The sequence below is a fragment of the Corynebacterium testudinoris genome (assembly GCF_001021045.1).
Taxonomy (GTDB): Bacteria; Actinomycetota; Actinomycetes; order Mycobacteriales; family Mycobacteriaceae; genus Corynebacterium; species Corynebacterium testudinoris.
The window spans coordinates 1,477,212-1,501,292 of record NZ_CP011545.1 but is presented as its reverse complement, the minus strand read 5'-3'; the positions used below and the strand labels follow the sequence as shown (position 1 = coordinate 1,501,292).

The 24,081-nt window shown below is 63.7% G+C and carries 24 protein-coding genes; 21 read left to right on the top strand and 3 right to left on the bottom strand.

Translation table 11 applies throughout. The annotated features are described in order from the left end of the window. Positions 1-42: 42 nt before the first annotated feature. From aroC to CTEST_RS07180, 9 genes are all read left to right on the top strand, one after another. On the top strand, positions 43-1,257 hold the full coding sequence (aroC, locus tag CTEST_RS07220) for a chorismate synthase (protein WP_047253173.1): 1,215 nt from the start codon (positions 43-45) through the stop codon (positions 1,255-1,257). Beyond that, positions 1,257-1,766, top strand: coding sequence for a shikimate kinase (locus tag CTEST_RS07215; RefSeq protein WP_047253172.1), 510 nt, complete (start codon positions 1,257-1,259; stop codon positions 1,764-1,766). The genes aroC and CTEST_RS07215 overlap by 1 nt, the downstream gene beginning before the upstream one ends. A gap of 27 nt (positions 1,767-1,793) precedes the next feature. Continuing rightward, positions 1,794-2,879: a 3-dehydroquinate synthase gene (gene aroB / locus CTEST_RS07210; protein ID WP_047253171.1), complete on the top strand. Its 1,086-nt coding sequence runs from the start codon at positions 1,794-1,796 to the stop codon at positions 2,877-2,879. After that, positions 2,876-3,304, top strand: a complete 429-nt coding sequence (aroQ, locus tag CTEST_RS07205) for a type II 3-dehydroquinate dehydratase (RefSeq protein WP_047253170.1) — start codon at positions 2,876-2,878, stop codon at positions 3,302-3,304. The genes aroB and aroQ overlap by 4 nt, the downstream gene beginning before the upstream one ends. 80 nt (positions 3,305-3,384) lie before the next feature. Further along, complete coding sequence (locus tag CTEST_RS07200) at positions 3,385-4,476, top strand: aminopeptidase P family protein (RefSeq protein ID WP_047253169.1); 1,092 nt, start codon at positions 3,385-3,387, stop codon at positions 4,474-4,476. 50 nt (positions 4,477-4,526) lie between these two features. Beyond that, on the top strand, positions 4,527-5,090 hold the full coding sequence (gene efp, locus CTEST_RS07195) for an elongation factor P (RefSeq protein WP_047253168.1): 564 nt from the start codon (positions 4,527-4,529) through the stop codon (positions 5,088-5,090). 14 nt (positions 5,091-5,104) lie between these two features. Then, on the top strand, positions 5,105-5,725 hold the full coding sequence (gene nusB, locus CTEST_RS07190; RefSeq protein ID WP_083985489.1) for a transcription antitermination factor NusB: 621 nt from the start codon (positions 5,105-5,107) through the stop codon (positions 5,723-5,725). Between the two features lie 46 nt (positions 5,726-5,771). Beyond that, positions 5,772-6,170, top strand: a complete 399-nt coding sequence (locus CTEST_RS07185) for a DUF1304 domain-containing protein (RefSeq protein WP_047253167.1) — start codon at positions 5,772-5,774, stop codon at positions 6,168-6,170. A gap of 29 nt (positions 6,171-6,199) precedes the next feature. Continuing rightward, on the top strand, positions 6,200-7,051 hold the full coding sequence (locus CTEST_RS07180) for a PPK2 family polyphosphate kinase (RefSeq protein ID WP_047254292.1): 852 nt from the start codon (positions 6,200-6,202) through the stop codon (positions 7,049-7,051). Here CTEST_RS07180 and CTEST_RS07175 read toward each other — a convergent pair. From CTEST_RS07175 to CTEST_RS07165, 3 genes are read right to left on the bottom strand one after another with little or no spacing between them, the layout of a single operon-like run. Next, positions 7,048-7,518: a YbjN domain-containing protein gene (locus tag CTEST_RS07175; protein WP_047253166.1), complete on the bottom strand. Its 471-nt coding sequence runs from the start codon at positions 7,516-7,518 to the stop codon at positions 7,048-7,050. The two genes, CTEST_RS07180 and CTEST_RS07175, sit on opposite strands and share 4 nt — an antisense overlap. After that, a complete protein-coding gene (locus CTEST_RS07170) occupies positions 7,508-8,020 on the bottom strand; it encodes a YbjN domain-containing protein (protein ID WP_311775544.1) in 513 nt (170 codons plus the stop codon). Before CTEST_RS07170 ends, CTEST_RS07175 begins: the two co-directional genes overlap by 11 nt. Before the next feature lie 25 nt (positions 8,021-8,045). Beyond that, positions 8,046-9,422: a TIGR01777 family oxidoreductase gene (locus tag CTEST_RS07165; protein WP_047253164.1), complete on the bottom strand. Its 1,377-nt coding sequence runs from the start codon at positions 9,420-9,422 to the stop codon at positions 8,046-8,048. A 124-nt stretch (positions 9,423-9,546) separates the two neighbouring features. Between CTEST_RS07165 and pyrR the strand changes: the two genes are divergently transcribed. The 12 genes from pyrR (at position 9,547) to CTEST_RS07105 (ending at position 23,932) form a co-directional block, all read left to right on the top strand. Next, positions 9,547-10,122 (top strand): bifunctional pyr operon transcriptional regulator/uracil phosphoribosyltransferase PyrR, encoded by a 576-nt coding sequence (pyrR, locus tag CTEST_RS07160; RefSeq protein ID WP_047253163.1) that lies wholly within the window; start codon positions 9,547-9,549, stop codon positions 10,120-10,122. Next, complete coding sequence (locus CTEST_RS07155) at positions 10,119-11,063, top strand: aspartate carbamoyltransferase catalytic subunit (protein ID WP_047253162.1); 945 nt, start codon at positions 10,119-10,121, stop codon at positions 11,061-11,063. Before pyrR ends, CTEST_RS07155 begins: the two co-directional genes overlap by 4 nt. Positions 11,064-11,076: 13 nt before the next feature. Then, positions 11,077-12,423 (top strand): dihydroorotase, encoded by a 1,347-nt coding sequence (locus CTEST_RS07150; RefSeq protein ID WP_047253161.1) that lies wholly within the window; start codon positions 11,077-11,079, stop codon positions 12,421-12,423. A gap of 33 nt (positions 12,424-12,456) precedes the next feature. Then, on the top strand, positions 12,457-13,650 hold the full coding sequence (gene carA / locus CTEST_RS07145; RefSeq protein WP_083985703.1) for a glutamine-hydrolyzing carbamoyl-phosphate synthase small subunit: 1,194 nt from the start codon (positions 12,457-12,459) through the stop codon (positions 13,648-13,650). Between the two features lie 29 nt (positions 13,651-13,679). Then, positions 13,680-17,021 (top strand): carbamoyl-phosphate synthase large subunit, encoded by a 3,342-nt coding sequence (gene carB, locus CTEST_RS07140; RefSeq protein ID WP_047253159.1) that lies wholly within the window; start codon positions 13,680-13,682, stop codon positions 17,019-17,021. A gap of 1 nt (position 17,022) precedes the next feature. Next, positions 17,023-17,841, top strand: a complete 819-nt coding sequence (pyrF, locus tag CTEST_RS07135; RefSeq protein WP_047253158.1) for an orotidine-5'-phosphate decarboxylase — start codon at positions 17,023-17,025, stop codon at positions 17,839-17,841. Positions 17,842-18,059: 218 nt separating this feature from the next. Continuing rightward, positions 18,060-18,383 carry an integration host factor, actinobacterial type gene (gene mihF, locus CTEST_RS07130; protein ID WP_047253157.1) on the top strand — a complete coding sequence of 108 codons (324 nt, stop codon included), beginning with the start codon at positions 18,060-18,062 and terminating at the stop codon, positions 18,381-18,383. Positions 18,384-18,386: 3 nt separating this feature from the next. Beyond that, positions 18,387-18,965 carry a guanylate kinase gene (gmk, locus tag CTEST_RS07125; protein ID WP_047253156.1) on the top strand — a complete coding sequence of 193 codons (579 nt, stop codon included), beginning with the start codon at positions 18,387-18,389 and terminating at the stop codon, positions 18,963-18,965. Between the two features lie 30 nt (positions 18,966-18,995). After that, the gene (gene rpoZ / locus CTEST_RS07120) at positions 18,996-19,289 is read left to right on the top strand and encodes a DNA-directed RNA polymerase subunit omega (protein WP_047253155.1); all 294 of its coding nucleotides are present in this window, start codon (positions 18,996-18,998) and stop codon (positions 19,287-19,289) included. An 81-nt stretch (positions 19,290-19,370) separates the two neighbouring features. Further along, positions 19,371-20,621: a bifunctional phosphopantothenoylcysteine decarboxylase/phosphopantothenate--cysteine ligase CoaBC gene (coaBC, locus tag CTEST_RS07115; protein ID WP_047253154.1), complete on the top strand. Its 1,251-nt coding sequence runs from the start codon at positions 19,371-19,373 to the stop codon at positions 20,619-20,621. A gap of 66 nt (positions 20,622-20,687) precedes the next feature. Next, positions 20,688-21,905 carry a methionine adenosyltransferase gene (metK, locus tag CTEST_RS07110; RefSeq protein ID WP_047253153.1) on the top strand — a complete coding sequence of 406 codons (1,218 nt, stop codon included), beginning with the start codon at positions 20,688-20,690 and terminating at the stop codon, positions 21,903-21,905. An 11-nt stretch (positions 21,906-21,916) separates the two neighbouring features. Then, positions 21,917-23,932, top strand: a complete 2,016-nt coding sequence (locus CTEST_RS07105) for a primosomal protein N' (protein ID WP_047253152.1) — start codon at positions 21,917-21,919, stop codon at positions 23,930-23,932. Positions 23,933-24,081: the final 149 nt, after the last annotated feature.

Sequence of the window (24,081 nt, the reverse complement as noted above, 5' to 3'; positions counted from 1 at the left end):
GTCCATCGCCGCTATGTCAGGGGTACATGACACAATGTGGCTATGCTTCGATGGACTACTGCAGGGGAATCACACGGTCAAGCATTGATTGCTCTGCTTGAACACATGCCCGCCGGCGTTCCGGTCACGCGCGAGGAGATCTCGGCTCAGCTTTCTCGTCGCCGACTCGGCTATGGTCGCGGGGCGCGGATGAAGTTTGAAACTGATGAGTTAACGCTGCTCACAGGTGTGCGCCATGGCCTCACCCTCGGTAGCCCCATTGCCATCATGATCGGCAACGCTGAGTGGCCGAAATGGACCACAATCATGTCGGCCGATCCGCTGGACCTGGACGACGAGGACGTCGTTAAGGCAATGACTTCGGGCCGGGGTGCCAAGCTGACGCGGCCGCGCCCGGGCCATGCGGATTTCGCCGGAATGATCAAGTACGACCAGGACGAGGCCCGCCCGATTCTGGAGCGGTCCTCCGCTCGGGAAACCGCCGCCCGGGTTGCCGCTGCCACCGTCGCCCGCAGCTTCCTGCGGGAAACCCTCGGCGTCGAGGTGCTGAGCCACGTCATTTGCATCGGCCGATCCGAGGTCGTGGACGGGGAGCGGCCCACCTTCGCAGACCTGGAAAAGATCGATGAGTCCCCAGTGCGCGCCTTCAACCGCCTCGCCGAGGAGTCCATGATCTCTGAGATTGAGGCTGCGAAGAAGGCCGGCGATACCTTGGGCGGCATCGTCGAGGTCGTCGTGGAAGGGTTGCCAATTGGACTCGGCTCGCACGTCTCCGGCGAGGATCGGCTCGACGCGCAGTTGGCCGCAGCCCTCATGGGTATCCAGGCCATTAAGGGCGTTGAGGTCGGCGATGGGTTCGAGGAAGCCCGTCGGCGCGGCAGCGAAGCCCACGATGAGATGGTGCGTGGCGCCGACGGAATTGAGCGCCTGAGCAACCGGGCCGGTGGACTCGAAGGCGGCATGACTAATGGCCAGACCCTGCGTGTTCGGGCCGCCATGAAGCCGATCTCTACGGTGCCCCGCGCCCTGAAGACCGTCGATATGGCCGACGGCTCCGCCGCCACCGGCATCCACCAGCGGTCCGATGTCTGTGCTGTCCCCGCTGCCGGCGTCGTGGCAGAAGCCATGGTCGCGCTCGTGCTGGCCCGCGCCGTGCTGGAGAAATTCGGCGGTGACTCTCTGGCCGAGACCAAGCGAAACGTCGATTCTTATCTGGTGTATGTCGGGGAACGGCTGGACTTCGGAGAGGACGAATGATGATTGGGCCCAAGGTCGTTCTCGTCGGCCCTCCCGGAGCCGGCAAGTCCACCATTGGACGGCGACTAGCTCGGGCCCTGGCCCTCCCGCTCATCGACTCTGATCAGCTCATCGAGGAAGAAGCCGGGAAGTCCTGCGGTGAGGTCTTCTCGGAGCTGGGTGAACCCGACTTCCGCACCCTTGAGGCGCGCCACGTGGCGGCCGCCTTGAACAGCAACGGAGTCGTCAGCCTGGGCGGGGGAGCAGTGCTCACCGACTCCACCCGCCGCCTGCTCGCCGACCACGATGTCGTGTGGGTCGATGTCTCCGCCGACGAGGGCGTCCGCCGAACCGCCAACGAAACCTCGCGCCCCGTCCTCGCCGCTGATGATCCTGCTGCGCACTACCGCCAGCTCCTGGAAAACCGGGCCCCCTTCTACGACGAAGTGTCCGGCTACCGCGTCCGCACCGACGGGCGCACCCCTCAACAGGTCGTGGCGGATATCCTCGGCTACTTAGACTCCCTGTGACTTACTGTGAAAGGACACCGACCCGCAGTGACCACCATCAAGGTACATAGCCCCAACCCATATGAGGTCGTCATCGACCACGGCTTGGACGCGGCCATCGCTGATCGCGTAGTGTCCACCGGCGCCGCCAAGGTGATGATCATTCATCAGCCGACGCTCACCCAGCCCGCCATCACGCTGGGTGAGGCGCTCACCGACCGTGGCATTGACATCGTGCTCGCCGAGGTACCTGACGCAGAGGCCGGCAAAGTGTTGTCCGTCGCCGGTTCCCTGTGGGATCACCTGGGCGAGGAAACCTTTAGCCGAGGCGACGCCATCATCGGACTGGGGGGAGGCGCCGTCACCGACCTCGCCGGGTTCGTCGCGGCGTCCTGGATGCGCGGGATCAAGGTCATCCAGGTCCCCACTACGCTGCTGGCCATGGTTGATGCCGCCGTCGGCGGGAAAACCGGGATCAACACCGACGCGGGTAAAAACCTCGTCGGCGCGTTCCATGAGCCCGACGCCGTGTTCATCGACCTCGATCATTTGGCTTCTCTCCCTACCGAGGAGATCGTCGCGGGTTCAGCCGAAATCATCAAGACCGGCTTCATTGCTGACACCGCGATCCTCGACCTCTACGAGTCCGACCCCGCCGCGTGCCTGCGCGTCGACGGCCACCTCCCCGAACTCATTGCCCGCTCCGTCAGCGTGAAGGCCAACGTCGTCGGCCAGGACCTCAAAGAATCCGGCCTCCGCGAGATCCTCAACTACGGCCACACCTTCGGCCACGCCGTCGAGCTGCGAGAGAACTTTCATTGGCGCCACGGCAATGCCGTCGCCGTCGGCATGATGTTCATCGCCCATCTGGCCCAACAGAACGAGCTTATCGACTCCGCACTGGTCACCCGCCACCGCGACATCCTGCAATCCGTCGGATTGCCCGTCACCTACGAGGGTGGACACTTCGACGAGCTCTACGCCGGCATGACCCGCGATAAGAAAAACCGCGATGGGCACATCCGGTTCGTGGCGGTGGATGGCCAGGCCGGTGCAACCACCCGTCTGGAAGGCCCGTCGGTGGAGCAGCTGCGCGCGGCCTACGATGCCCTGGTGGAAGGCGGCACACGATGAAGATCCTCGTGATCAACGGCCCCAATCTCAACCGCCTGGGCAAGCGCCAGCCCGAGGTCTATGGCACAACCACGTTGAGCGACGTGGAGGCTCTTATCGCGGCCCACGCCGCGTCGCTCGGCCTTGAGGTGGAATGCCGCCAGTCCAACCACGAGGGTGACCTGCTCGACTGGGCGCATGAGGCTGCCGACAATGGCTGGGGGGTCATCATAAACCCCGGCGCTTTCACCCATACGTCGGTGGCGCTGCGTGATGCCCTCGCAGAGGTCGCCGATGGCACAGGCTTCGTCGAGGTGCACATTTCTAACGTTCACGCCCGCGAAGAATTCCGTCACCACAGCTACCTTTCCCCGATTGCCCGCGGCGTCATCGTCGGCCTCGGAGTGCGCGGATACCTGTTAGCTCTCGACTCTTTCGTGGACTAAGCGGGTGTGCCGCGGCCGGGAGGCCGGGGCAGTTACTGTGGTGAGAATACTTGTAGCTTTTGACTGGGAAGGGACCCCACATGGCCTACGCTGACACCCGTTTTGCCACTCGCCGCCGAGCACTTTCGGCCAAGCTCTCCGGCATGCGCATCGATGAGATGCTGGTGACCAATCTCCTGCATGTCCGATTCCTCTCGGGATTCTCCGGATCCAATGCCGCGTTGGTCCTGGCCAAGGACTTGACCGCCTCCATCTGCACCGATGGCCGGTACATCACCCAGATCGCGGAGGAAGTGCCGGACATCCCGGCAATCATTGACCGTCCCTCCGCCGAAGCCCTGCTCCGCCGCATTGAGGGCCCCCGCCGCGTCGGATTCGAAGCTGACTATGTCTCTGTGGCCGAGCTGGAGAACCTTCAGGAGGCCTGCAACGAGGATGTCACCCTCGTGCCCGTGACCGGAGTCATCGAAGACATCCGCCTCATCAAAGACACCACCGAGCGCATCCGCCTGGTCGAAACCGCCGAGATCGCCGTGGAGGCGTTCGAAGGCCTGTTGGCCAATGGCGAGGTCGCGATTGGTCGCTCCGAGCGGGAAATCGCCGCGGACCTTGAGCACCGCATGCGCATCCTCGGCGCCGAGCGCCCCAGCTTTGACACGATCGTCGCCTCCGGCGAGAATTCCGCCAAGCCCCACCACAGCGCCGGCGATCGCATTCTGCGCCGCGGCGACTTGGTCACCATTGATTTCGGAGCCCACGCTCGTGGCTTCAATTCGGATATGACCCGCACCCTCGTGATGGGCGAGGCTGATGAGTTCTCCCGCGAGATCTACGACATCGTTCTGCGCGCTCAGCTCGCCGGTGTCGATGCCGCCACTCCTGGGACGTCGCTTATCGACGTCGATGCCGCCTGCCGCGACGTCATCGACGAGGCCGGCTACGGCGAGTACTTCGTCCACTCCACCGGCCACGGCATCGGCCTCGAGGTCCACGAACGCCCCTACGCCTCCAAGGTGGGCGAGGGTGAGTTAAAGGAGCACATGACGCTGACCATCGAGCCGGGCATTTATGTTCCCGGCCGTGGCGGCGTCCGCATCGAAGATACGTTGCTGATCACGCAGGGTCCGGCGCGCATCATCACCCCGCTCAGTAAGGAATTGCACGTGGTGTAGGCTGGTAAAGCTGATATACCAGGACAACAAACACCAAGGGAGATAGCTTCGTGGCGTCCACCGCTGATTTTAAGAACGGTCTTGTGCTCAAGGTCGACGGCAAGTTGCAGCAGATCGTTGAGTTCCAGCATGTCAAGCCGGGCAAGGGCCCCGCTTTCGTGCGCACCAAGCTCAAGGACGTTGTCACCGGCAAGAACGTCGACAAGACCTGGAACGCTGGCGTCAAGGTTGAGACCGCTACGGTCGACCGCCGCGACATGACCTACTTGTACAACGACGGCACCTCTTACGTTGTCATGGACGACAAGAACTACGAGCAGGTGGAGCTGTCTGAGGACAAGTTCGGCGACGCTGCCCAGTTCCTCCTGGAGAACATGCGCGTGCAGGTCTCCTTCCACGAGGGTGAGGCTCTGTTCGCCGAACTCCCGGTATCCGTTGACCTGAAGATCACCCACACGGAGCCGGGCCTGCAGGGCGACCGCTCCACCGGTGGCACTAAGCCCGCCACCTTGGAGTCCGGCGCTGAGATTCAGGTTCCGCTGTTCCTCGAAATCGGCAACGTGGTCAAGGTCGACACCCGCACCGGTGACTACCAGTCCCGCGTCTCCAACTAAGGCATTTACTAACTGTGAGTGAAACCTCTGAGACCGGCGTCGACAAGAAGAACTGGCGCCGCCATGGTGCGCGCTACCGCGCCCGCCGCCGAGCAGTCGATGTTCTCTTCGAAGCAGAAGCCCGCGACATTGATCCCGTCGCAATCATCGAGGACCGAGTTGCGCTAGCGAAGCTGCCTGACTCTCAGGTGGCGCCGGTGGCTGACTACACGCGCGTCATCGTCGTTGGTGCTGCCGAAGAACTCGATACCGTCGACGAAGCCATTGAGCGCTACCTGGCTGATGATTGGGAATTGGATCGACTGCCGGCCGTCGACCGTGCCATCCTGCGCGTCGCGGCTTGGGAGATCCTTTTCAACGATGATGTGGATGCCGCGACGGCTGTTGTGGAAGGCGTGGAGCTGGCCTCGCAATATGGAAACGACGTCGCCGCGCCGTACATCCATGCTGTCCTGGATGACATCGCGCAGTCGACGTCCGCTAATAACCCCATGCTGGCGGAGCCGATCGTTGACTCCGAAGCCGATCCCGAGTTCACGCCCGACGAGCCCGGAATGGACGCGGAGCCGCGACCCTCGAACGCCGCTGATCCTGGTCCCGGCCCGGTTCGATCTCCCGAGAGCCCAGATGTTTAGTCGCTGCTGACTTAAACTCTGTGGCTAAAGGTGTAGCCTGCTGAGGGTGTCTTCGTTACTCATTTTTTTAGCCCTGGTATCGGCGGCCCTTGCTTCCGCGCTTCATGTTTTCATCTTCTACTTGGAATCACTCGCGTGGACGACATCCCGGGCGAGAGCTGTTTTCGGGATATCCGAACAGGCGGCATTAGATACCAGGGAGATGGCTTTCAACCAGGGGTTTTATAACCTCTTCCTTGCGATCGTCACGGCAATTGGCATCGCCTCGTGGTTAGTCGGTTCCACAGGAATTGGCGCTGCGCTGATCTACGCTGGTGCTGGTTCGATGCTCGCTGCTGCCGCTGTGCTCTGGTTGAGCTCACCCGATAAGCGGGGCGCCGCTGTGAAGCAGGGAATGTTTCCCTTCCTCGCAGTTGTCCTGATGACTGCGGCGTTGCTGTCCTAAAGTAGCGATTGATCCTTACGATGGGGAGCATGGACAAATTCACCATGGATGAAGCCCTCCAGCATCGAGTCACACCCGATTTCCGGCTCGCGGACGTGGACCCGACTTCGACTCCCGGTTTTAAGTGGAACAAGAAGGACTGGGAGCGGGAGTTCCACCAGTACGACGACGAGCTCGATGAGCTCCAGGAGAAACTCTTCGCCAATGGTCGCGCCAAGGTTCCTGGAACCGGGGCGGTCTTGCTGGTGCTCCAAGGAATGGACACCTCCGGCAAGGGGGGAGTAATCCGGCACGTATTCAACGCCTTCGACCCACAAGCACTCAGCATTTCCTCTTTCGGTGCGCCGACGGCTGAGGAACGCAAACACGATTTCTTGTGGCGTATCCGTCCGCACGAGCCGGCGGTCGGTCAGATTGCTGTTTTCGATCGCTCGCACTACGAGGACGTGCTTATTCAGCGGGTCCGGCAGATGGCGTCGCTGGAGGAAATTGAGCGTCGATACGGGGCGATCGTCGATTTTGAGCAGGATCTCGTGTCCCGGAACGTGAAGATCATTAAGGTGATGCTCCACATTTCGAAGGATTTCCAAAAAGAAAACCTCATCGAGCGGCTGGACAACCCGGACAAGTACTGGAAGTACAATCCGGGAGATCTGGATGAGCGGGAGCTGTGGGATGAGTACCAGGAGGCGTATGAGATCGCTATGCGGCGGACCTCGACGGATGACGCCCCGTGGTACTGCCTACCGGGTGACAATAAGCGCTATGCCCGGATGTCGGTGAAGTACTTGGTCTTGGACGCGCTTCGGTCGATGAACCTGGAATGGCCCGCCGCGACCTTTGACGTGGCGGCGGAATTGCGACGGGCTAAGGAGGCTTAGTCTTCCTCAGCCAATTGCTTTTCGACGGCCGCGCGGACCTCCGACAAGTCCTCTGCCGCGGCCTTAATACCGTCGTGGGTGGCTAGGACGGCATCGACACCGTCCCGCAGGGTCGCGGAGAGTTGGGCGTCGGTCATGCCAGCGGCGATCGGAAGATCGCGCTCGGTGCGGACGATGAGCGTTTCGGCCCGGTCGACGATGGTGGCGCGGGCGCCGAAGCTCACGCAGTTGACCTGGTTGGCTGCGAGGTAGAGGGTGGGGTCGGCGTCGTTAAGCACCTGATCCGTGACGGAGTCGGCGCGGATGATGGCGGTGGAGCCGAGGACCGCGAAGGTCATGGGAAGGCCGTTGAGGTTGGCGGTGGCCACCTCGTTTTCGGGGTGACGTTCCAACTCGACGTCGAACCCGCGCATGGCGTCGACGATGCGGTCGATTGTTACGGCGTGAATCTCGTTATTAGTGCTCATCAGAATGTGGCTCCTCCCACGTCACCAGCTCCGGCAATTGACCCTCGACCCATTCATAAGCGCGCAAGATGCCATCGAGGGTGGACATCACGAACGCGCCAATTTGATTGCGGCTGAGGCCCTCGCCGATGAAGATCTGGCGATGCGCACTCACCGTGAGGTGGCCCAGGCCGGCGGAGGATTCGAAGAACCGCAGCGTCGGCATGTACTGAGTTTGATTCCACTCGTTGACCATGGCCAACAGGCGTGGAGCGTCCTTTTTGGTTACCTCGCCGCGCCACATGGAATCGGCGACGAGGTAGTCGCCGTCGATGCTCAACGCGATGGCGGCGTTAATGAACCCGGTGCGGACCACGACGGTTGTCGCTTCATCGGCGGCAGCCGGGGCGGCTTCAAGGCGGTGCTGCAGACCTTCTTCAGTCAGGAGTTCGGAGAGCCGCTCCGGGGTGACCGCGGAAACCGGGGTGTCGGGGATGGGGGACATCGGTGGTGAAGTAGTCACCTGGCCCACTGTAGCTATGTCGCCCCTAGAGGTCGGGTATATCTTCCTTGAGCAAGTCTGGGTCGACCAGCTCTTCGCCGCCGAGCTCATGGGCGAGCGCGGTGTCGATAGTCGGGTAGCGGAAGAGGTGGGCGTCGGCGTGGAGCTTGGCGGGTATGACTCGCTGATCGGCCAGTGCCAGCTCTTGGGCGCCCTCTTTGCCCAGCAGGATGGTGGGGCCGAGGGAGGGGATGGGCATGACCGCCGGGCGGCGGAGCTCCTTACCCAGGGCGGCTGTGAAGTCGCGATTGAGCACCGGATTGGGGGAGACAGCGTTGATCGGGCCGGACCAGGAATCGTCGAGGCAGGCCTGCACCATGATGTCGGTGAGATCATCGAGGGCGATCCAGGAAAGCCAGAAGTTGCCGTCGCCGAAGTTGCCACCCAGTCCGGTGGAGAACAAGGCCTTAAGGACGGGGAGGAGGCCGGAGTCACCGGAGAGGACGACGCCGGTGCGGATCTGGATGACTCTTTTGCCGCCCTCGGCGGCGGGTGAGGTGGCTGCTTCCCAGTCAACGACGACGTCGCTAAGAAATCCCTCGCCGCGAGGCGAGTCTTCGGTGAGGACTTCGTCTCCCCGGTCGGAGCCGTAGAACCCGACGGCGGAGGAGGAGATCATGGTGCTCACGGACGGTGAATCGGCGACCAATTCCGCAAGGCGACGAGTCGGCTCGATGCGGGATTCGCGGATGGCCTTCTTGTGGGACTCGCTGAAGCGGCCGAAGATGGGCTCGCCGGCGAGGTGGACGAGAACATCGACGTCCCGCAGCAGGTCCTGATCCGGGTGGAAAGGCTCCCACAGGCGCTGGCCCTCTTTGGGGTTTTTGCGCACGAGCTGGATGACCTGGTGCCCGGCTGTGGTGAGCTGGGCGGTGAGGGCACGACCGACGAGACCGCGGGAGCCGGTGATAGCCACGGTGAGCGGTTCGGTCGGCTGCAGAGGGGCTATCCGGGAAAGAAAGGCCATATCGCCGATGAGCTGGTGCTGACGGTAAGCGAAGAACGACTTCAGGGCGTTGCCGGGGAGGCGGGTGGTCACCGTGTCCGTGATGAGGGTGCCGTCGGGGTGATCGGCGAAATCATGAACGTGGCGCCAATTGGACAGCAACTTCAGGGGAGCGGAGGTGCACACATCGGTGAAGCGGTAGCCGCGGCGGAAATTGGAGAGGTCATGGCGGGCGACCCACTTGAGGCCGGCGGGCAGCCCGAAGATGGTGGTGCCGTCGGATAGCTTGGACGCCTGTTGGATCGGCGTGAAGGAAAGGAAGGGCGGGGTCAGGCGAGAAAGAGCGCCGGGGCGGGTATGCCACTCCCAGACCTGCTCGCGGGGTGCGGGAACGACGTGGCTCACAGTCAGGCTCACGGGGTAGCCGCCTCTCTTAGGGTCGGGGGTGCTAGTATCAGCATCAGTCTTCAAGCATAGACACCATTCGTACTATTCAGACATCCTTTAAATACCGCACAGAGAGGCGGGGAAGGAGGTCACGATGAGTGAACGTAATGGCGCAGTGACAAGTGTCGAGCTCTTGGGCTCGGACGACGTCGCGCGCACTGTCGCACGCATCGCGCACCAGATCATTGAGAAGACGGCGCTGGACGCCCCGGACGCCGTACCCGTCATGTTGTTGGGCATCCCATCGGGGGGTGTGCCCCTGGCTGAGCGTCTTGCCACCAAGATCGAGGAATTCTCCGGTGTCACCGTCCCGGTGGGTGCCCTCGACGTCACCTTGTATCGCGATGATTTGCGTCGCGGACCGCACCGGGCGCTCAAGCCCACCACTATTCCGCCGGGCGGCATTGATGGTGCCACCGTCGTCCTCGTGGACGATGTGTTGTACTCCGGACGCACCATCCGCGCTGCGCTTGACGCCTTGCGGGACATCGGCCGCCCCGAGAATATTCAGCTCGCTGTCCTCGTCGACCGGGGCCATCGGCAGCTTCCCATTCGGGCCGATTATGTGGGAAAGAACCTGCCCACCGCGCGCAATGAGGGTGTCACGGTCTTTCTCGAATCCATCGATGGCCGCGATGCCGTCGAGCTGACCCAGGAGGGCAATCAATGAAGCACTTGCTGTCCATTGCGGACTTGAGCAGTGAAGAGATCATTGGCCTCATGGATGAGGCCGACCGGTTCCGGGAGGCACTGGAGGGGCGTGAGATTAAGAAGCTGCCTACCCTCCGCGGCCGCACGATTTATACGCTGTTCTATGAGAACTCGACCCGCACCCGGTCTTCCTTTGAGACGGCCGGTAAGTGGATGAGCGCGGACGTGATCAACCTGTCGGCATCGACGTCATCGGTGAAGAAGGGCGAGTCCCTCAAGGACACCGCCTTGACCCTGAGCTCTATTGGCGCGGATGCCATCATCATGCGCCATCCTTCCTCGGGTGCTGCGAACCTCGTCGCCGAGTGGGTGGCGCCCGGTGGCAACGGCCCCAGCGTCATCAATGCCGGCGATGGCTCTCACCAGCACCCCACCCAGGCCCTGCTGGACGCGGTCACCATGCGCCAGCGCATTGGCGAGATCGGCGGGCGCAAGATCCTCATCGTGGGCGATGTCCTGCACTCGCGGGTGGTCCGCTCCAACGTGGATCTGCTCTCCCTGCTCGGGGCGGAGGTCGTGCTCGTCGCCCCGCCGACGCTCCTGCCGTTCGGGGTGGAAAACTGGCCGGTCCGCACCACTCAGGACTTTGACGCGGAGATCGCTGACGCGGACGTGGTCATGATGTTGCGGGTCCAGCAAGAGCGCATGAATGGCGGCTTCTTCCCCTCGCACCGCGAATATGCCACCTTCTTCGGCCTGTCGAAGGCGCGCGCCGCGGCGATGAAGAAGGACGCGATCATCATGCACCCGGGTCCGATGTTGCGCGGCATGGAAATTAATTACGCCGTTGCCGACTACGACTCCACGGCGATCCTGCAACAGGTCAACAACGGTGTTCACCTGCGCATGGCCGTCTTGTTCACCCTCCTCGTCGGCGACTCCGCCGCGGCCGGATACTAAAGGAGAATCCCGCATGACCTTTCCCGCTACCGGCCCCCTCTCCGCTGTCGAGCCGGGCACACTGAAGCTTATCGACGTCCGTCCCTACGGCGAGGGCGATCCCGTCACCGTCCTCATCAAAGATGGGGTCATCGTCGATCTCAATGCGTCGGCTGATGCCGACGCCGATCGCACCATCGACGGCCGCGGCAATGTTCTCTTGCCGGGCCTCGTGGATATGCACGTTCACCTGCGCGAACCCGGCCGCGAAGACACCGAGACCATTGTTACCGGCTCTCAAGCCGCCGCCCAAGGTGGCTTCACTGCGGTATTTTCCATGGCCAACACGATGCCCGTCATGGATCAGCCGGTCCTGGCGGAGTCCGTGTGGTTCAAGGGGCAACATGCCGGCATCTGCGATGTCCACCCCGTCGGCTCCATCACCAAGGGGCTCGAGGGCAAGGAGATCACCGAGTTCGGCATGATGGCCACCTCCCAGGCCAAGGTGCGCATGTTTTCTGATGACGGCAAATGCGTCGACGATCCGCTCATCATGCGCCGCGCCCTCGAATACGCCAAGGGCCAGGATGTCCTGCTGGCCCAGCATGCAGAAGATAGCCGCCTCACCGGCGGTGCCGTGGCGCACGAAGGCGAAACCGCAGCCCGACTGGGCTTGCGCGGGTGGCCGCGGGTCGCCGAGGAGTCCATCGTGGTTCGGGATGCGTTGCTGGCCCGTGACTATGGCAACCGCGTCCACATTTGTCACGCCTCGACCACGGGCACCGTGGAACTCGTTGCGTGGGCTAAGAGCCAAGGCATCGAGCTTTCTGCCGAGGTCACCCCGCATCACCTTCTCCTCACTGACGAAAAGCTCACCACCTATGACGGCAATTACCGAGTCAACCCGCCGCTGCGCGAGGAGCACGACACGGTGGCCCTGCGCCAGGCGCTGTTGGATGGCGTCATCGATTGCGTCGCCACCGACCATGCGCCGCACGGCTCAGAAGAGAAGTGCTGCGAGTTCGAGCACGCCCGGCCAGGCATGCTCGGGTTGGAGACGTCCTTGGCCGTCATTGCCGAGATCTTTGTACACTCCGGCCTGGCCGATTGGCGCTGGGTGGCCAAGGTGATGAGCGAGCGTCCGGCCGAGATTGTCCGCCTTCCCGGCCAGGGCCGTCCCATCGCGGTGGGGGAGCCGGCCAACCTCACGATCGTCGACCCGGGTGCGAGCTGGACTGCCCGGGGGGCGGAGATGGCCTCGAAGTCGGAGAACACCCCCTACGAGGGCATGGAGTTCGGCGCCAAGGTGACTACCACGGTGTTGCGAGGTCGCCTCACCTGTGTGGATGGCGTGGCCGCCGAGCCGCGTGAAATGGCGTAGAGTCTCCGTATAAGATACAGATTGCTGAATATCATGCAGAACAATAATGTTGCGAAAGGTGACGCCTTGACGTCCTCGACCGGCCCGAATCGGGTCCCCGCTGTCCTCGTCCTCGCCGACGGTTCCGTTTTCCGCGGCTACAACTTCGGCGCCTCCGGCACCACCCTGGGTGAGGCCGTCTTCACCACCGCCATGACCGGCTACCAAGAGACCATGACGGACCCCTCCTACCACCGCCAGATCGTCGTGGCCACCGCTCCGCAGATTGGCAACACCGGGTGGAACGACGAGGACAACGAGTCCCACCACGGCCAGATCTGGGTCGCGGGCCTGGTCATCCGCGACCTTGCCCACCGTGTCTCCAACTGGCGGGCCAAGCACAGCTTGGCCGAAGAGATGGACAAGCAGGACGTGGTGGGAATTCGCGGCGTCGATACGCGAGCTTTAGTGCGTCACCTGCGAAACAACGGATCCACCGCCGCCGGAATCTTCACCGGCGCGGACGCCCAGCGACCGGTCGAGGAACTGCTCGCCGAGGTCAACGCGCAGCCGTCCATGAAGGGCGCCGACCTCTCCGCCGAAGTCTCCACCGGTGAGGTCTACGAGGTCCCAGCCATCGGGGACACCGCGTTCACCGTCGTCGCCTACGACCTTGGCATCAAGTCCGCCACCCCCGGCCACTTTGCCAAGCGCGGCATCCGCACCATCATCGTGCCGGCCAACACCCCGTTCGCCGAGATCCAGCAGTTTCACCCGGACGGGGTCTTCCTGTCCAACGGCCCCGGCGACCCCGCGACCGCCGATGAGATGGTGGACATCACCCGCGACGTCATCTCCGCCGGTATCCCGCTGTTCGGCATTTGCTTCGGCAACCAGATCCTCGGCCGCGCCTTCGGGTTGGACACCTACAAGCTCAAGTTCGGGCACCGCGGCATTAACGTCCCGGTCATCAACACAGTGACCTCGAAGATTGATATCACCTCCCAGAACCACGGCTTCGCGCTCAAGGCCCCGGAGGGGGAGACCTTCGACACTGACTTTGGTCCCGCCCGCGTCACGCACCTCTGCCTCAACGACCAGACCGTTGAGGGCGTTGCGCTCGTAGACGGGCGTGCCTTCTCGGTTCAGTACCACCCCGAGTCCGCCGCCGGACCCAACGACGCCAATCCGCTGTTTGACCAGTTCATTGAGCTGATGTCCGCGCACGCCAGCGCCGCAGCCAAGTAAGTACCAGGAAGAAGACTTAAGGAAAACACATGCCTAAGCGCACAGATCTCAAGCACGTCCTGGTCATTGGTTCCGGACCCATCGTCATCGGCCAGGCCTGCGAATTCGACTATTCCGGCACCCAGGCCTGCCGCGTTCTCCGCGAGGAGGGCCTGCGCGTCACCCTCATCAACTCCAACCCGGCCACGATCATGACCGACCCGGAGTTCGCCGACCACACCTACGTCGAGCCGATCCAGCCCGAGTACATCGAGAAGATTTTTGAAAAGGAAATCGAGCAGGGTCACCCCATCGATGCCGTGCTGGCTACCTTGGGCGGCCAGACTGCCCTCAACGCCGCTATTCAGCTTGATCGCCGTGGCACGTTGGACAAGTTCGGCGCGGAGCTCATCGGCGCCGACATCGACGCCATCGAACGCGGCGAGGACCGCCAGAAGTTCAAGGACATCGTCGCGTCCATCGGTGGCGAGTCCGCCCGCTCTGCCGTGTGTCACAACATGGATGAGGTGCACGCGGCCGTCGAGCAGCTCGGTTTGCCCGTCGTCGTGCGCCCCTCCTTCACCATGGGTGGCCTTGGCTCCGGCCTGGCGTACAACAACGATGACCTCGAGCGCATTGCCGGTGGCGGTCTCGCGGCATCCCCGGAAGCCAACGTCCTCATCGAGGAATCGATCCTCGGGTGGAAGGAGTTCGAGCTCGAGCTCATGCGTGACGGCGACGACAACGTCGTGGTCATTGCGTCCATTGAAAACGTTGATGCTCTCGGCGTCCACACCGGCGACTCCGTCACGGTTGCCCCGGCCCTCACCCTCACCGACCGTGAGTTCCAGAAAATGCGCGACCAGGGCATCGCCATCATCCGCGAGGTCGGCGTCGACACCGGCGGCTGCAACATCCAGTTCGCGATCAACCCTGACGATGGCCGCATCATCACCATCGAGATGAATCCGCGGGTGTCCCGTTCCTCGGCGCTGGCCTCCAAGGCGACGGGTTTCCCCATCGCGAAAATCGCCGCCAAGCTGGCCATCGGCTACACCCTCGATGAGATCACCAATGACATCACCGGGGTCACTCCGGCTGCCTTCGAGCCGACGTTGGACTACGTCATCGTCAAGGCCCCCCGCTTCGCCTTTGAGAAGTTCCCGGGTGCCGATGACACGCTGACCACCACAATGAAGTCCGTCGGTGAGGCCATGGGCATCGGCCGCAACTACATCGCTGGCCTAAACAAGGTCATGCGCTCCCTGGAGCAGAAGCAAGCCGGTTTCTGGACCAAGCCGGACGAGTACTTCGCCGGTGAGCGCGCCACGGACCTCGCCGCTGTTCTCAAGGACCTCAAGCGGCCCACCGATGGGCGGATGTACGACATCGAATTGGCGCTTCGCCTGGGAGCCAGCATCGAAGATCTCTACGCCGCCTCCGACGTTGATCCCTGGTTCCTCGCCGAGCTGCAGGCACTGGTGGACTTCCGTCAAACTCTTATCGACGCCCCGGTGCTCGACGCCGATCTCCTCCGCGAGGCGAAGGTCTTCGGCCTCTCCGATGCCCAGATCGCTGTCCTGCGCCCCGAGTTCGCTGGTGAGGAGGGAGTGCGTCGCCTGCGCTGGTCACTGGGAATCCGCCCCGTCTTCAAGACGGTGGATACCTGTGCCGCCGAGTTTGAAGCCCAAACCCCGTATCACTACTCCGCTTATGAGCTGGACCCAGACGCGGAGACCGAGGTGGAGCCGCAGACGGAAAAGGACAAGGTCATCATCTTGGGCTCGGGTCCGAACCGCATCGGCCAGGGCATCGAGTTTGACTACTCGTGTGTTCACGCCGCGCTGGAGCTCTCCCGCATCGGCTATGAGACCGTCATGGTCAACTGCAACCCGGAGACCGTGTCCACCGACTACGACACGGCTGATCGCCTGTACTTCGAGCCTCTGACGTTCGAGGACGTCATGGAGGTCTACCACGCTGAGGCCAATTCCGGCACCGTCGCCGGCGTTATCGTCCAGCTTGGCGGACAGACCCCGCTCGGGCTGGCTCAGCAGCTAGCCGACGCCGGAGTCCCCGTCGTCGGTACCACGCCCGAGGCCATCAACCTGGCCGAGGACCGCGGTGAATTCGGCGAGGTCCTCAAGGCCGCTGCCCTTCCCGCCCCAGCATTCGGTACTGCCACCTCCTTCGATGAGGCCCGCCAGGTCGCCGATGAGATCGGCTACCCCGTGCTGGTGCGTCCTTCCTATGTCCTTGGCGGTCGCGGCATGGAGATCGTCTACGACGAGGCGTCCCTGTCTGATTACATCGAGCGCGCCACCGAGCTCAATCCGGCCCACCCGGTGCTCGTCGACCGCTTCCTCGACTCGGCCATCGAAATTGACGTCGATGCCCTGTGCGATGGCGAAGATGTCTACCTCGCCGGAGTCATGGAGCACATCGAGGAAGCAGGCATCCACTCCGGTGACTCCGCCTGCGCCCTGCCGCCGATGACCTTGGGGGCGGAGGACATTGAGAAGGTTCGTCAGTCCACCATCGCGCTGGCCCACGGCATCGGAGTCAAGGGCCTGACGAACGTCCAGTTCGCGCTCAAGGACGACACCCTGTACGTCATCGAGGCCAACCCTCGGGCGTCCCGCACGGTGCCGTTTGTGTCCAAGGCGACGGGCGTGCACCTGGCGAAGGCCGCCTCCCGCATCATGCTCGGGGCCACTCTCGCGGAGCTGAAGGCGGAGGGCATGATCCCCACCGACTACGACGGAGGATCTCTTCCCCTCGAGCACCCCATTGCCGTCAAGGAAGCCGTGCTCCCGTTCAACCGGTTCCGCCGGCCCGATGGCAAGATGCTCGATACCCTGTTGTCCCCGGAGATGAAGTCCACCGGCGAGGTCATGGGCCTGGCGGACAACTTCGGCGCCGCGTATGCCAAGGCCGAGGCCGCTGCCTTCGGCGAGTTGCCCACCACCGGCAACGTCTTCGTCTCGGTGGCGAACCGCGACAAGCGCACGCTCATTTTCCCCATCCAGCGTCTGTCGTCGCTGGGGTTCACCCTCTTCGCCACCGCCGGTACGGCTGCGATGCTGCGCCGCAACGGCATCGAGTGCGAGACGGTGCTCAAGGCTTCCGATATTCGGGATGCGGGCGAGGGCAAGTCCATCGTGGATCTCATCCTGGCCGGGGACATTGACCTCATCCTCAACACCCCCGCTGGCTCGGCTGGGGCCCGGCACGATGGCTATGACATCCGCGCCGCAGCTGTCTCCGTCGGCGTGCCGCTGGTGACCACTGTTCAGGGCGTCACCGCGGCGGTGCAGGGTATCGAGGCGCTGCGGGCCGGTGACCTCGAGGTCCGCGCGCTCCAGGAGCTCGATCACACGGCGGGTAACTAATATGACCTTCGGCGAGAAGCTTCTCCACGCCGCCGCCACCCGCGGGCGACTGTGCGTCGGCATCGACCCCCACGCCGCACTGCTTCGCTCCTGGGGCTTAGGCGACGATGCGGCGGGGTTGGCCGAGTTCAGCCGCCGCTGCGTGGAGGCTTTCGCCGAGACAGCCGCAGTGGTCAAACCACAGGTCGCTTTCTACGAGCGCTTCGGCTCCGCTGGCTTCGCAGTTCTCGAGGAGACCCTCGGCGCGTTGCGGGAGGTTGGTTGCCTCGTTATTGCTGATGCCAAGCGGGGTGACATTGGCTCCACCATGGCCGGTTACGCGCAGGCGTGGCTGGGGGAGGGCTCGCCCCTGCAGACTGATGCCGTCACCGTGTCCCCCTACCTGGGAGTCGGGTCGCTTCGTCCGGTCTTTGATCTGGCGGAAGAGACCGGCCGGGGAGTGTTCGTGTTGGCGGCGACCTCGAATCCCGAGGCCGTCGACCTGCAAAACCACGTGGGTAGTGATGGGCGCACCATCGCTCAGCAGGTGGTGGATGAATGCGCCGCACTCAATGCTCGTCACGCTGGCGCCGGGAACATTGGCGTCGTTGTGGGGGCCACGTTGGCCAGTCCGCCGGACCTCTCGCGACTCAATGGGCCGGTGCTCCTGCCGGGAGTGGGCGCACAGGGAGGATCTGCCGAGGACGTGGCGAGAATCGCAACTGGCGTCACGCAGTTGGCGTTTCCGAACATCTCCCGTGCCATTCTCTCCGCCGGGCCACAGGTATCTGACCTGCGGAAAGCTGTAGTGGCGGCGGCGGAAGAATTCCCAGGTCACTGATGGTAGATACTGGGGCCGTTGTCCTGGTATTTTATGAAAAGCGACGCGTTGACGTGCCCAAATGGGCGGGTTAATCTCCACGCTGTCGGCCCGGTGCTAAACTAGTCGGAGTTCAGTGAGTTGCACGCCTGGAATTCGCAGGTAAATCGCTGAAGTCTGGTGCTGAAGTTGAGTACCAAAACTAACCAAACTATCCCCTTTTGAATCGGAGGAACCCCGTGGCCCTTCCCAAGTTGACCGATGAGCAGCGCAAGGAAGCCCTCGCTAAGGCTGCTGAGGCTCGTAAGGCTCGTGCAGAGCTGAAGGCAGAGCTCAAGCGCGGCAGCACCAACCTCAAGGAGGTTCTGGCAAAGGCTCAGACCGATGAGATCATTGGCAAGACCAAGGTCTCCGCACTGCTCGAGGCACTCCCGAAGGTCGGCAAGGTCAAGGCTAAGGAGATCATGGAGGAGCTCGAGATTGCCCAGACCCGTCGTCTGCGTGGTCTTGGTGACCGCCAGCGTCGCGCCCTGCTCGAGCGCTTCGGCTTCTCCGAGGACTAGAGCATGCCCGGCGAGAACCCCCAGGGTCGGCTGATTGTTTTGGCCGGTCCTTCCGCAGTGGGAAAGTCCACCGTGGTTCATCGCCTGCGCAGTGACGTCAAAGATCTTTACTTCAGCGTCTCCATGACTACCCGGGCACCGCGTCCCGGCGAAGTCGATGGGGTGGACTATTTTTACGTCACCGCTGATCAGTTTCAGGACAACATCGACCGTGGGCGGATGCTCGAATGGGCAGAAATCCACGGTGGCCTGCAACGCTCTGGCACTCCCGCCGAACCGGTGGAGGAAGCCCTTGCGCAAGGCCGTCCAGTTCTCGTTGAGGTTGACCTCGAGGGAGCGCGCAACGTCAAGGCTAAGAAACCCGAAGCCGAGACGGTGTTCCTCGCCCCGCCGTCGTGGGAGGTCCTGGTGGACCGCCTGACTGGGCGTGGCACGGAGCCGGACGATGTCATTGCTCGCCGTTTGGAAACCGCTCGGGAAGAGCTGGCCTGCCAGGGCGAGTTCGATCACGTAGTGGTCAATGACAACGTCGATGATGCTGTGGCTGCGATTAGTGCTATCCTGCAGGGCGCATCCCGCTAAAATCTTCACAACCCCAATGAAAAGGTGCAAGTGACCAACGTGAGCAACGAGAAGTCCACGTCCGCCGCCGCCGTGTTCGATCCGCCGGAGGGCATTACCTCCCCGCCGATCGACGTGCTGCTCGACACGGTCTCCTCCAAGTACGCCCTGGTGATCTTCGCGGCCAAGCGCGCGCGACAGATCAACAGCTACTACCAGCAGCACGACGAGGGCGTCTTTGAGTTTGTCGGACCCCTAGTGACCCCTGAGCCCGGTGAGAAGCCGCTGTCTATCGCCCTGCGCGAGATCGAGGCCGGCTTGCTCGACCACGAAGAAGGCAACTAGCCCTCAGGCGCTTCATCTGCCCCCTGACCCCGTTACGCGGGTCAGGGGGCCGTTGTCGTTTTACTCGGTAGAGTGTGCAGCATGAGCGAGCTGAATCCTCCCCGCAAGATTGTCGTCGGTGTTTCTGGTGGCATTGCCGCCTATAAGGCCTGTCACGTCATCCGGGATCTCAAGGAGGCGGGGGATGATGTCCGCGTCGTGCCCACCCCGAATGCCCTGAACTTTGTTGGCGCCGTCACCTTCGAGGCCCTCAGTGGGCATCGCGTATCGACGTCCGTGTTCGACGCCGTCGATGAAGTCCAGCACGTTCGCATCGGTCAGGAGGCGCAGGCGTTGGTCATTGCGCCGGCCACCGCCGACGTCATCGCCCGGCTCGCCGCCGGGCGAGCCGACGATCTGCTCACCTCGACGGTGTTGGTGGCCACGTGCCCCATTGTTGTGGCCCCGGCGATGCACACCGAAATGTGGCTGAATGCGGCGACCCGCGCGAACGTCGCCACGCTGAGGGAGCGCGGGATGATCGTTATGGAACCTGCCCACGGGCGTCTCACCGGCAAAGATACGGGGCCGGGACGCCTGCCGGAGCCGAACCAGATCGCCGATCTCGTGCGCCTGGCTTTGGATGGGCACGCGCCGCGATTTGATTGGTCGGGCACAAAGGTCCTCATTACGGCCGGGGGGACGCAGGAGGCGCTCGATCCGGTGCGATTTTTGGGCAATCGTTCCTCTGGCCGCCAGGGCTATGCGCTGGCGGAGGTCGCGGTGCAGCGAGGCGCGGAGGTCACGATCGTGGCTGGCGCGACCGACAAGTTGCCCGTCCCCTCCGGTGCGACGGTGATAAAGGTCGTGTCGACGCGTGACATGGCGGACGCGGTGGCCAGGCTCGCGCCGGAATCCGATGTCATCGTCATGGCCGCAGCGGTGGCGGACTTCCGGCCGGCCACGCAGGCTGGTTCGAAGCTGAAGAAGGGTGCGGATGATCAGTCCCTCGCCCGCATTGAGTTGATCGAAAACCCCGACATCCTGGCCACCACCGTGCAGCGCCGACGTGATGGACAGATTCCTGCGGGCACCGTCATCGTCGGGTTTGCCGCTGAGACCGGCGATGCCACGCATTCGGCACTGGAGCATGCTCAGGCCAAGTTGCAGCGGAAGGGCTGCGACCTCATGATGGCCAATGAGGTCGGGGAGGGCAAGGTATTCGGCGAGGCACGCAATCGCGGGTGGTTGCTGGGGGCTGATGGCTCGGTTACTGAGGTCAGCGATGCTTCGAAGCTTGCCGTCGCGGCCCACATCCTTGAGGCGGTTGACGGGGTGGGCCTGCCCAATTGACGTTGGTAGACAGCTTAGTCTACAGTGGGCAGGGCAATAAGTACTGAAACTGAAAGAAGCACTCTTTTGTCTACAGACTCCTCCACTGTCCGCTTGTTCACCAGCGAGTCCGTGACAGAAGGGCATCCCGATAAAATCTGCGATGCTATCTCGGATGCCGTGCTCGACGCACTCCTGAAGGCCGACCCGAATGCCCGCGTGGCTGTTGAGACCCTCGTGACCACCGGCCAGGTCCACGTCGTCGGCGAGGTTCGCACCACCGGTTACGTCGAGATCCCGCAGATCGTGCGCGAAACTCTCCGGGGGATCGGCTTTACGTCCTCCGACGTCGGCTTTGATGGCAACACTTGTGGTGTGAGCGTCGCGATAGGGGAGCAGTCCCCGGAGATTGGGCATGGCGTGGATAACTCGCACGAGGTCCGCCAGGGCGGATCCGTCGAGGACGATGACTACGCGGGCGCGGGCGACCAGGGCCTCATGTTTGGCTACGCCACCGATGAGACCGAAGAGTTCATGCCGCTGCCGATCGCCATGGCCCACCGCCTGGCGCGTCGCCTGACCCAGGTGCGTAAGGAGGGAATCGTCCCGCACCTGCGCCCCGACGGCAAAACCCAGGTCACCTTCGCCTATGACGCCGATGATCAGCCTGTTCGCCTGGACACCGTGGTGGTGTCCACGCAGCATGACCCGGAGGTGACCCAGGAGTGGTTGGAAGGCCAGATCCGCGAGCACGTGGTGGACTGGGTGGTCGGCGATGCCGGAATCGGGGACATGGTCGATGATGGCCTCACCCTGCTGGTGAACCCCTCGGGCTCGTTCATCCTCGGCGGGCCCATGGGCGATGCCGGTCTGACGGGGCGCAAGATCATCGTCGACACCTACGGCGGCATGGCTCGGCATGGCGGCGGTGCGTTCTCCGGCAAGGACCCGTCGAAGGTTGACCGCTCCGGTGCCTACGCCATGCGCTGGGTGGCCAAGAATATCGTCGCCGCGGGTCTGGCCAAGCGGGCCGAGGTTCAGGTGGCCTACGCCATTGGTCGCGCGAAGCCGGTCGGCCTCTACGTCGAGACCTTTGGCACCGCCCGCCCGGGGCTGAACGATGAGGACATCCAGGCGGCCGTGGAAAAGGTCTTTGACCTGCGCCCCGCTGCCATCATCCGGCAGCTGGAGCTGCTGCGCCCGATCTACCGGCAGACTGCAGCCTACGGACACTTTGGTCGTCTTGATTTGGAACTGCCGTGGGAGCGAACCGACCGGGTCGAACAGCTGCAGGCAGCCCTGTAGAATCTCCGGCTATGGCCACCCCCCGCGTCCCCGCGCAACACCAGCCGGTGGCGCGGGTTCTGCCTTTGTTGGGGCTAGCGCACCTTGACCGCCCCTTCGACTACCTCGTTGCCGCTGATGATGATGACGCCGTTCAGCCGGGAGTGCGGGTGCGAGTGCGCTTCGCCGGCCGGCTCGTCGACGCCCTCGTCCTCGATCGCCTCAGCTCCTCCGACCACGACGGCGAACTGCGCTATCTCGAAAGGTCAGTGTCCGACGATGTCGTTTATCCCCCTCGGATAGCACAGCTTATCGACGCCCTGGCCGACCGCTACGGCGGCGTCCGGTCCGACATCATTCGTTCGGCCATTCCCTCCCGCCATGCGCGGGCGGAAGAGTCCGATGTCTCCACCCCGTGGGAGGACTTAGGGGAGGCCAGCGAACCAGACCTTTCCGCCTGGTCATCCTATGAATTCGGAGAGTCCTTCGTCGACGCGGTGCTCACTGCCGGAACGGCGCGGGCAGCGTGGCAAGTAAGACCAGGCGATGACTGGGACACCACCCTCGCCGCCTTGGCGGTGAAGGTGGTCAAGGACGGCGGCGGTGCGCTGCTCATCGTGCCGGACCAGCGGGACGTCGATAAGCTTGAAGCCGCCTTAAAGGAGTTCGTGTCCGCCCGGCAGATCACGGTGCTCACCGCCGGACTTGGGCCGCAGGCGCGCTACCGGCGCTATCTGTCCGTCCTGCACGGGCAAGGCAGGCTCGTCGTAGGCACCCGCTCCGCCGCCTTCGCTCCCGTGGACAACCTCCAACTCGCGGTGGTCATGGACGATGGCGACGACAGCCTCGTCGACCCGCGCGCGCCTTATGTGCACGCCCGCGAGGTGCTGACCACTCGCAGCACCATCGAGGGCTGCTCGCTCATCATCGGCGGCTACACCCGGACCGCCGAGGCGCAATTGCTCGTCGAATCAGGATGGGCGCACAACCTCGTGGCGCCCCGCGAGGTCATTCGCGGGGGGATGCCGCTCATCCGAGCCGCCGCGGACTCAGAGTTCGAAATGATCCGCGACCCCCGTGCCGCCCAGTCGCGCATTCCCTTGCTGGCCTTCGACGCCGTCCGCCGCAGCCTCGAACGCGGCAAGCCCGCGCTCATCCAGGTCCCGCGCAAGGGATACGTGCCCACCCTGGCGTGCGGCAACTGCCGGGCGCCCGCCCGTTGCCGCACCTGCAACGGCCCCCTGGGCCTGCCTGCCGACGACGGAACCGGGGCGGGAGTGCCCACCTGTCGCTGGTGCGGACGACCCGACGCCCGCCACCGCTGCGGAACTTGCGGCTCCGTCAAACTGCGGGCCGTGGTGCTCGGAGCGGAACGCACGGCCGAGGAATTAGGGCTCGCGTTCCCCTCGGTCCGGGTCATCACCTCCGGTGGATCGAAAATCGTGACAGAGGTGGAGAACGACGCCGCACTCGTGGTGTCCACGCCCGGCGCGGAACCCTGGGGAGACTACGGGGCAGCGATCCTGCTTGACACGTGGGCTCTACTCGGCCGACAAGACCTCCGCGCCACGGAAGACACGCTGGCCACATGGGCCCTGGCCGCCTCTTTAGTGCAACCCCACGGGGAGGGCGGGGAAGTCGTCGTCATGGCTGATCCGGGCCTGCCGGTGGTGCAGTTCTTCATCCGCTGGGACATGGTCGGCGCTGCCGCGTTAGAACTTCAGCAGCGCCGGGAGGTGGGCTTCCCACCCGCGGTGCACATGGCGGCCATCGACGGCGCCAACGCCAGCCTCGACGTCTTCCGCGAGGTGGTCACCCTCCCGGACGGTGCCGAACTGCTTGGCCCCGTGGACTTACCCCCCGGTGTCACCCTGCCAGGGGAATACGACGAGCACCGCTTCGGGCCCGCCCAGCGCTTGCTCGTGCGCGCGCCCCTGGGACCACGAGCGGAGGTGGGCCGCGCACTGCGCGCGGCGATGGTCTCACGGGCGGGCCGCAAAGACGACCTGCCATTGCGGGTGCAGGTTGATCCACTGCACATTGGCTAGCCCACAATCGCTGTGGGCTTGCCGCGTGGCAGCGAGATGACTGTGGCGGTGGCCTGCGGAAAGCAGCTGACCCAGCGAGATAGGTGGGGAGAGCGCTGTCGCCGGATCTCCGGTGTCGGGGTGGGGCAGTACACTGTGGAGTCTGTACG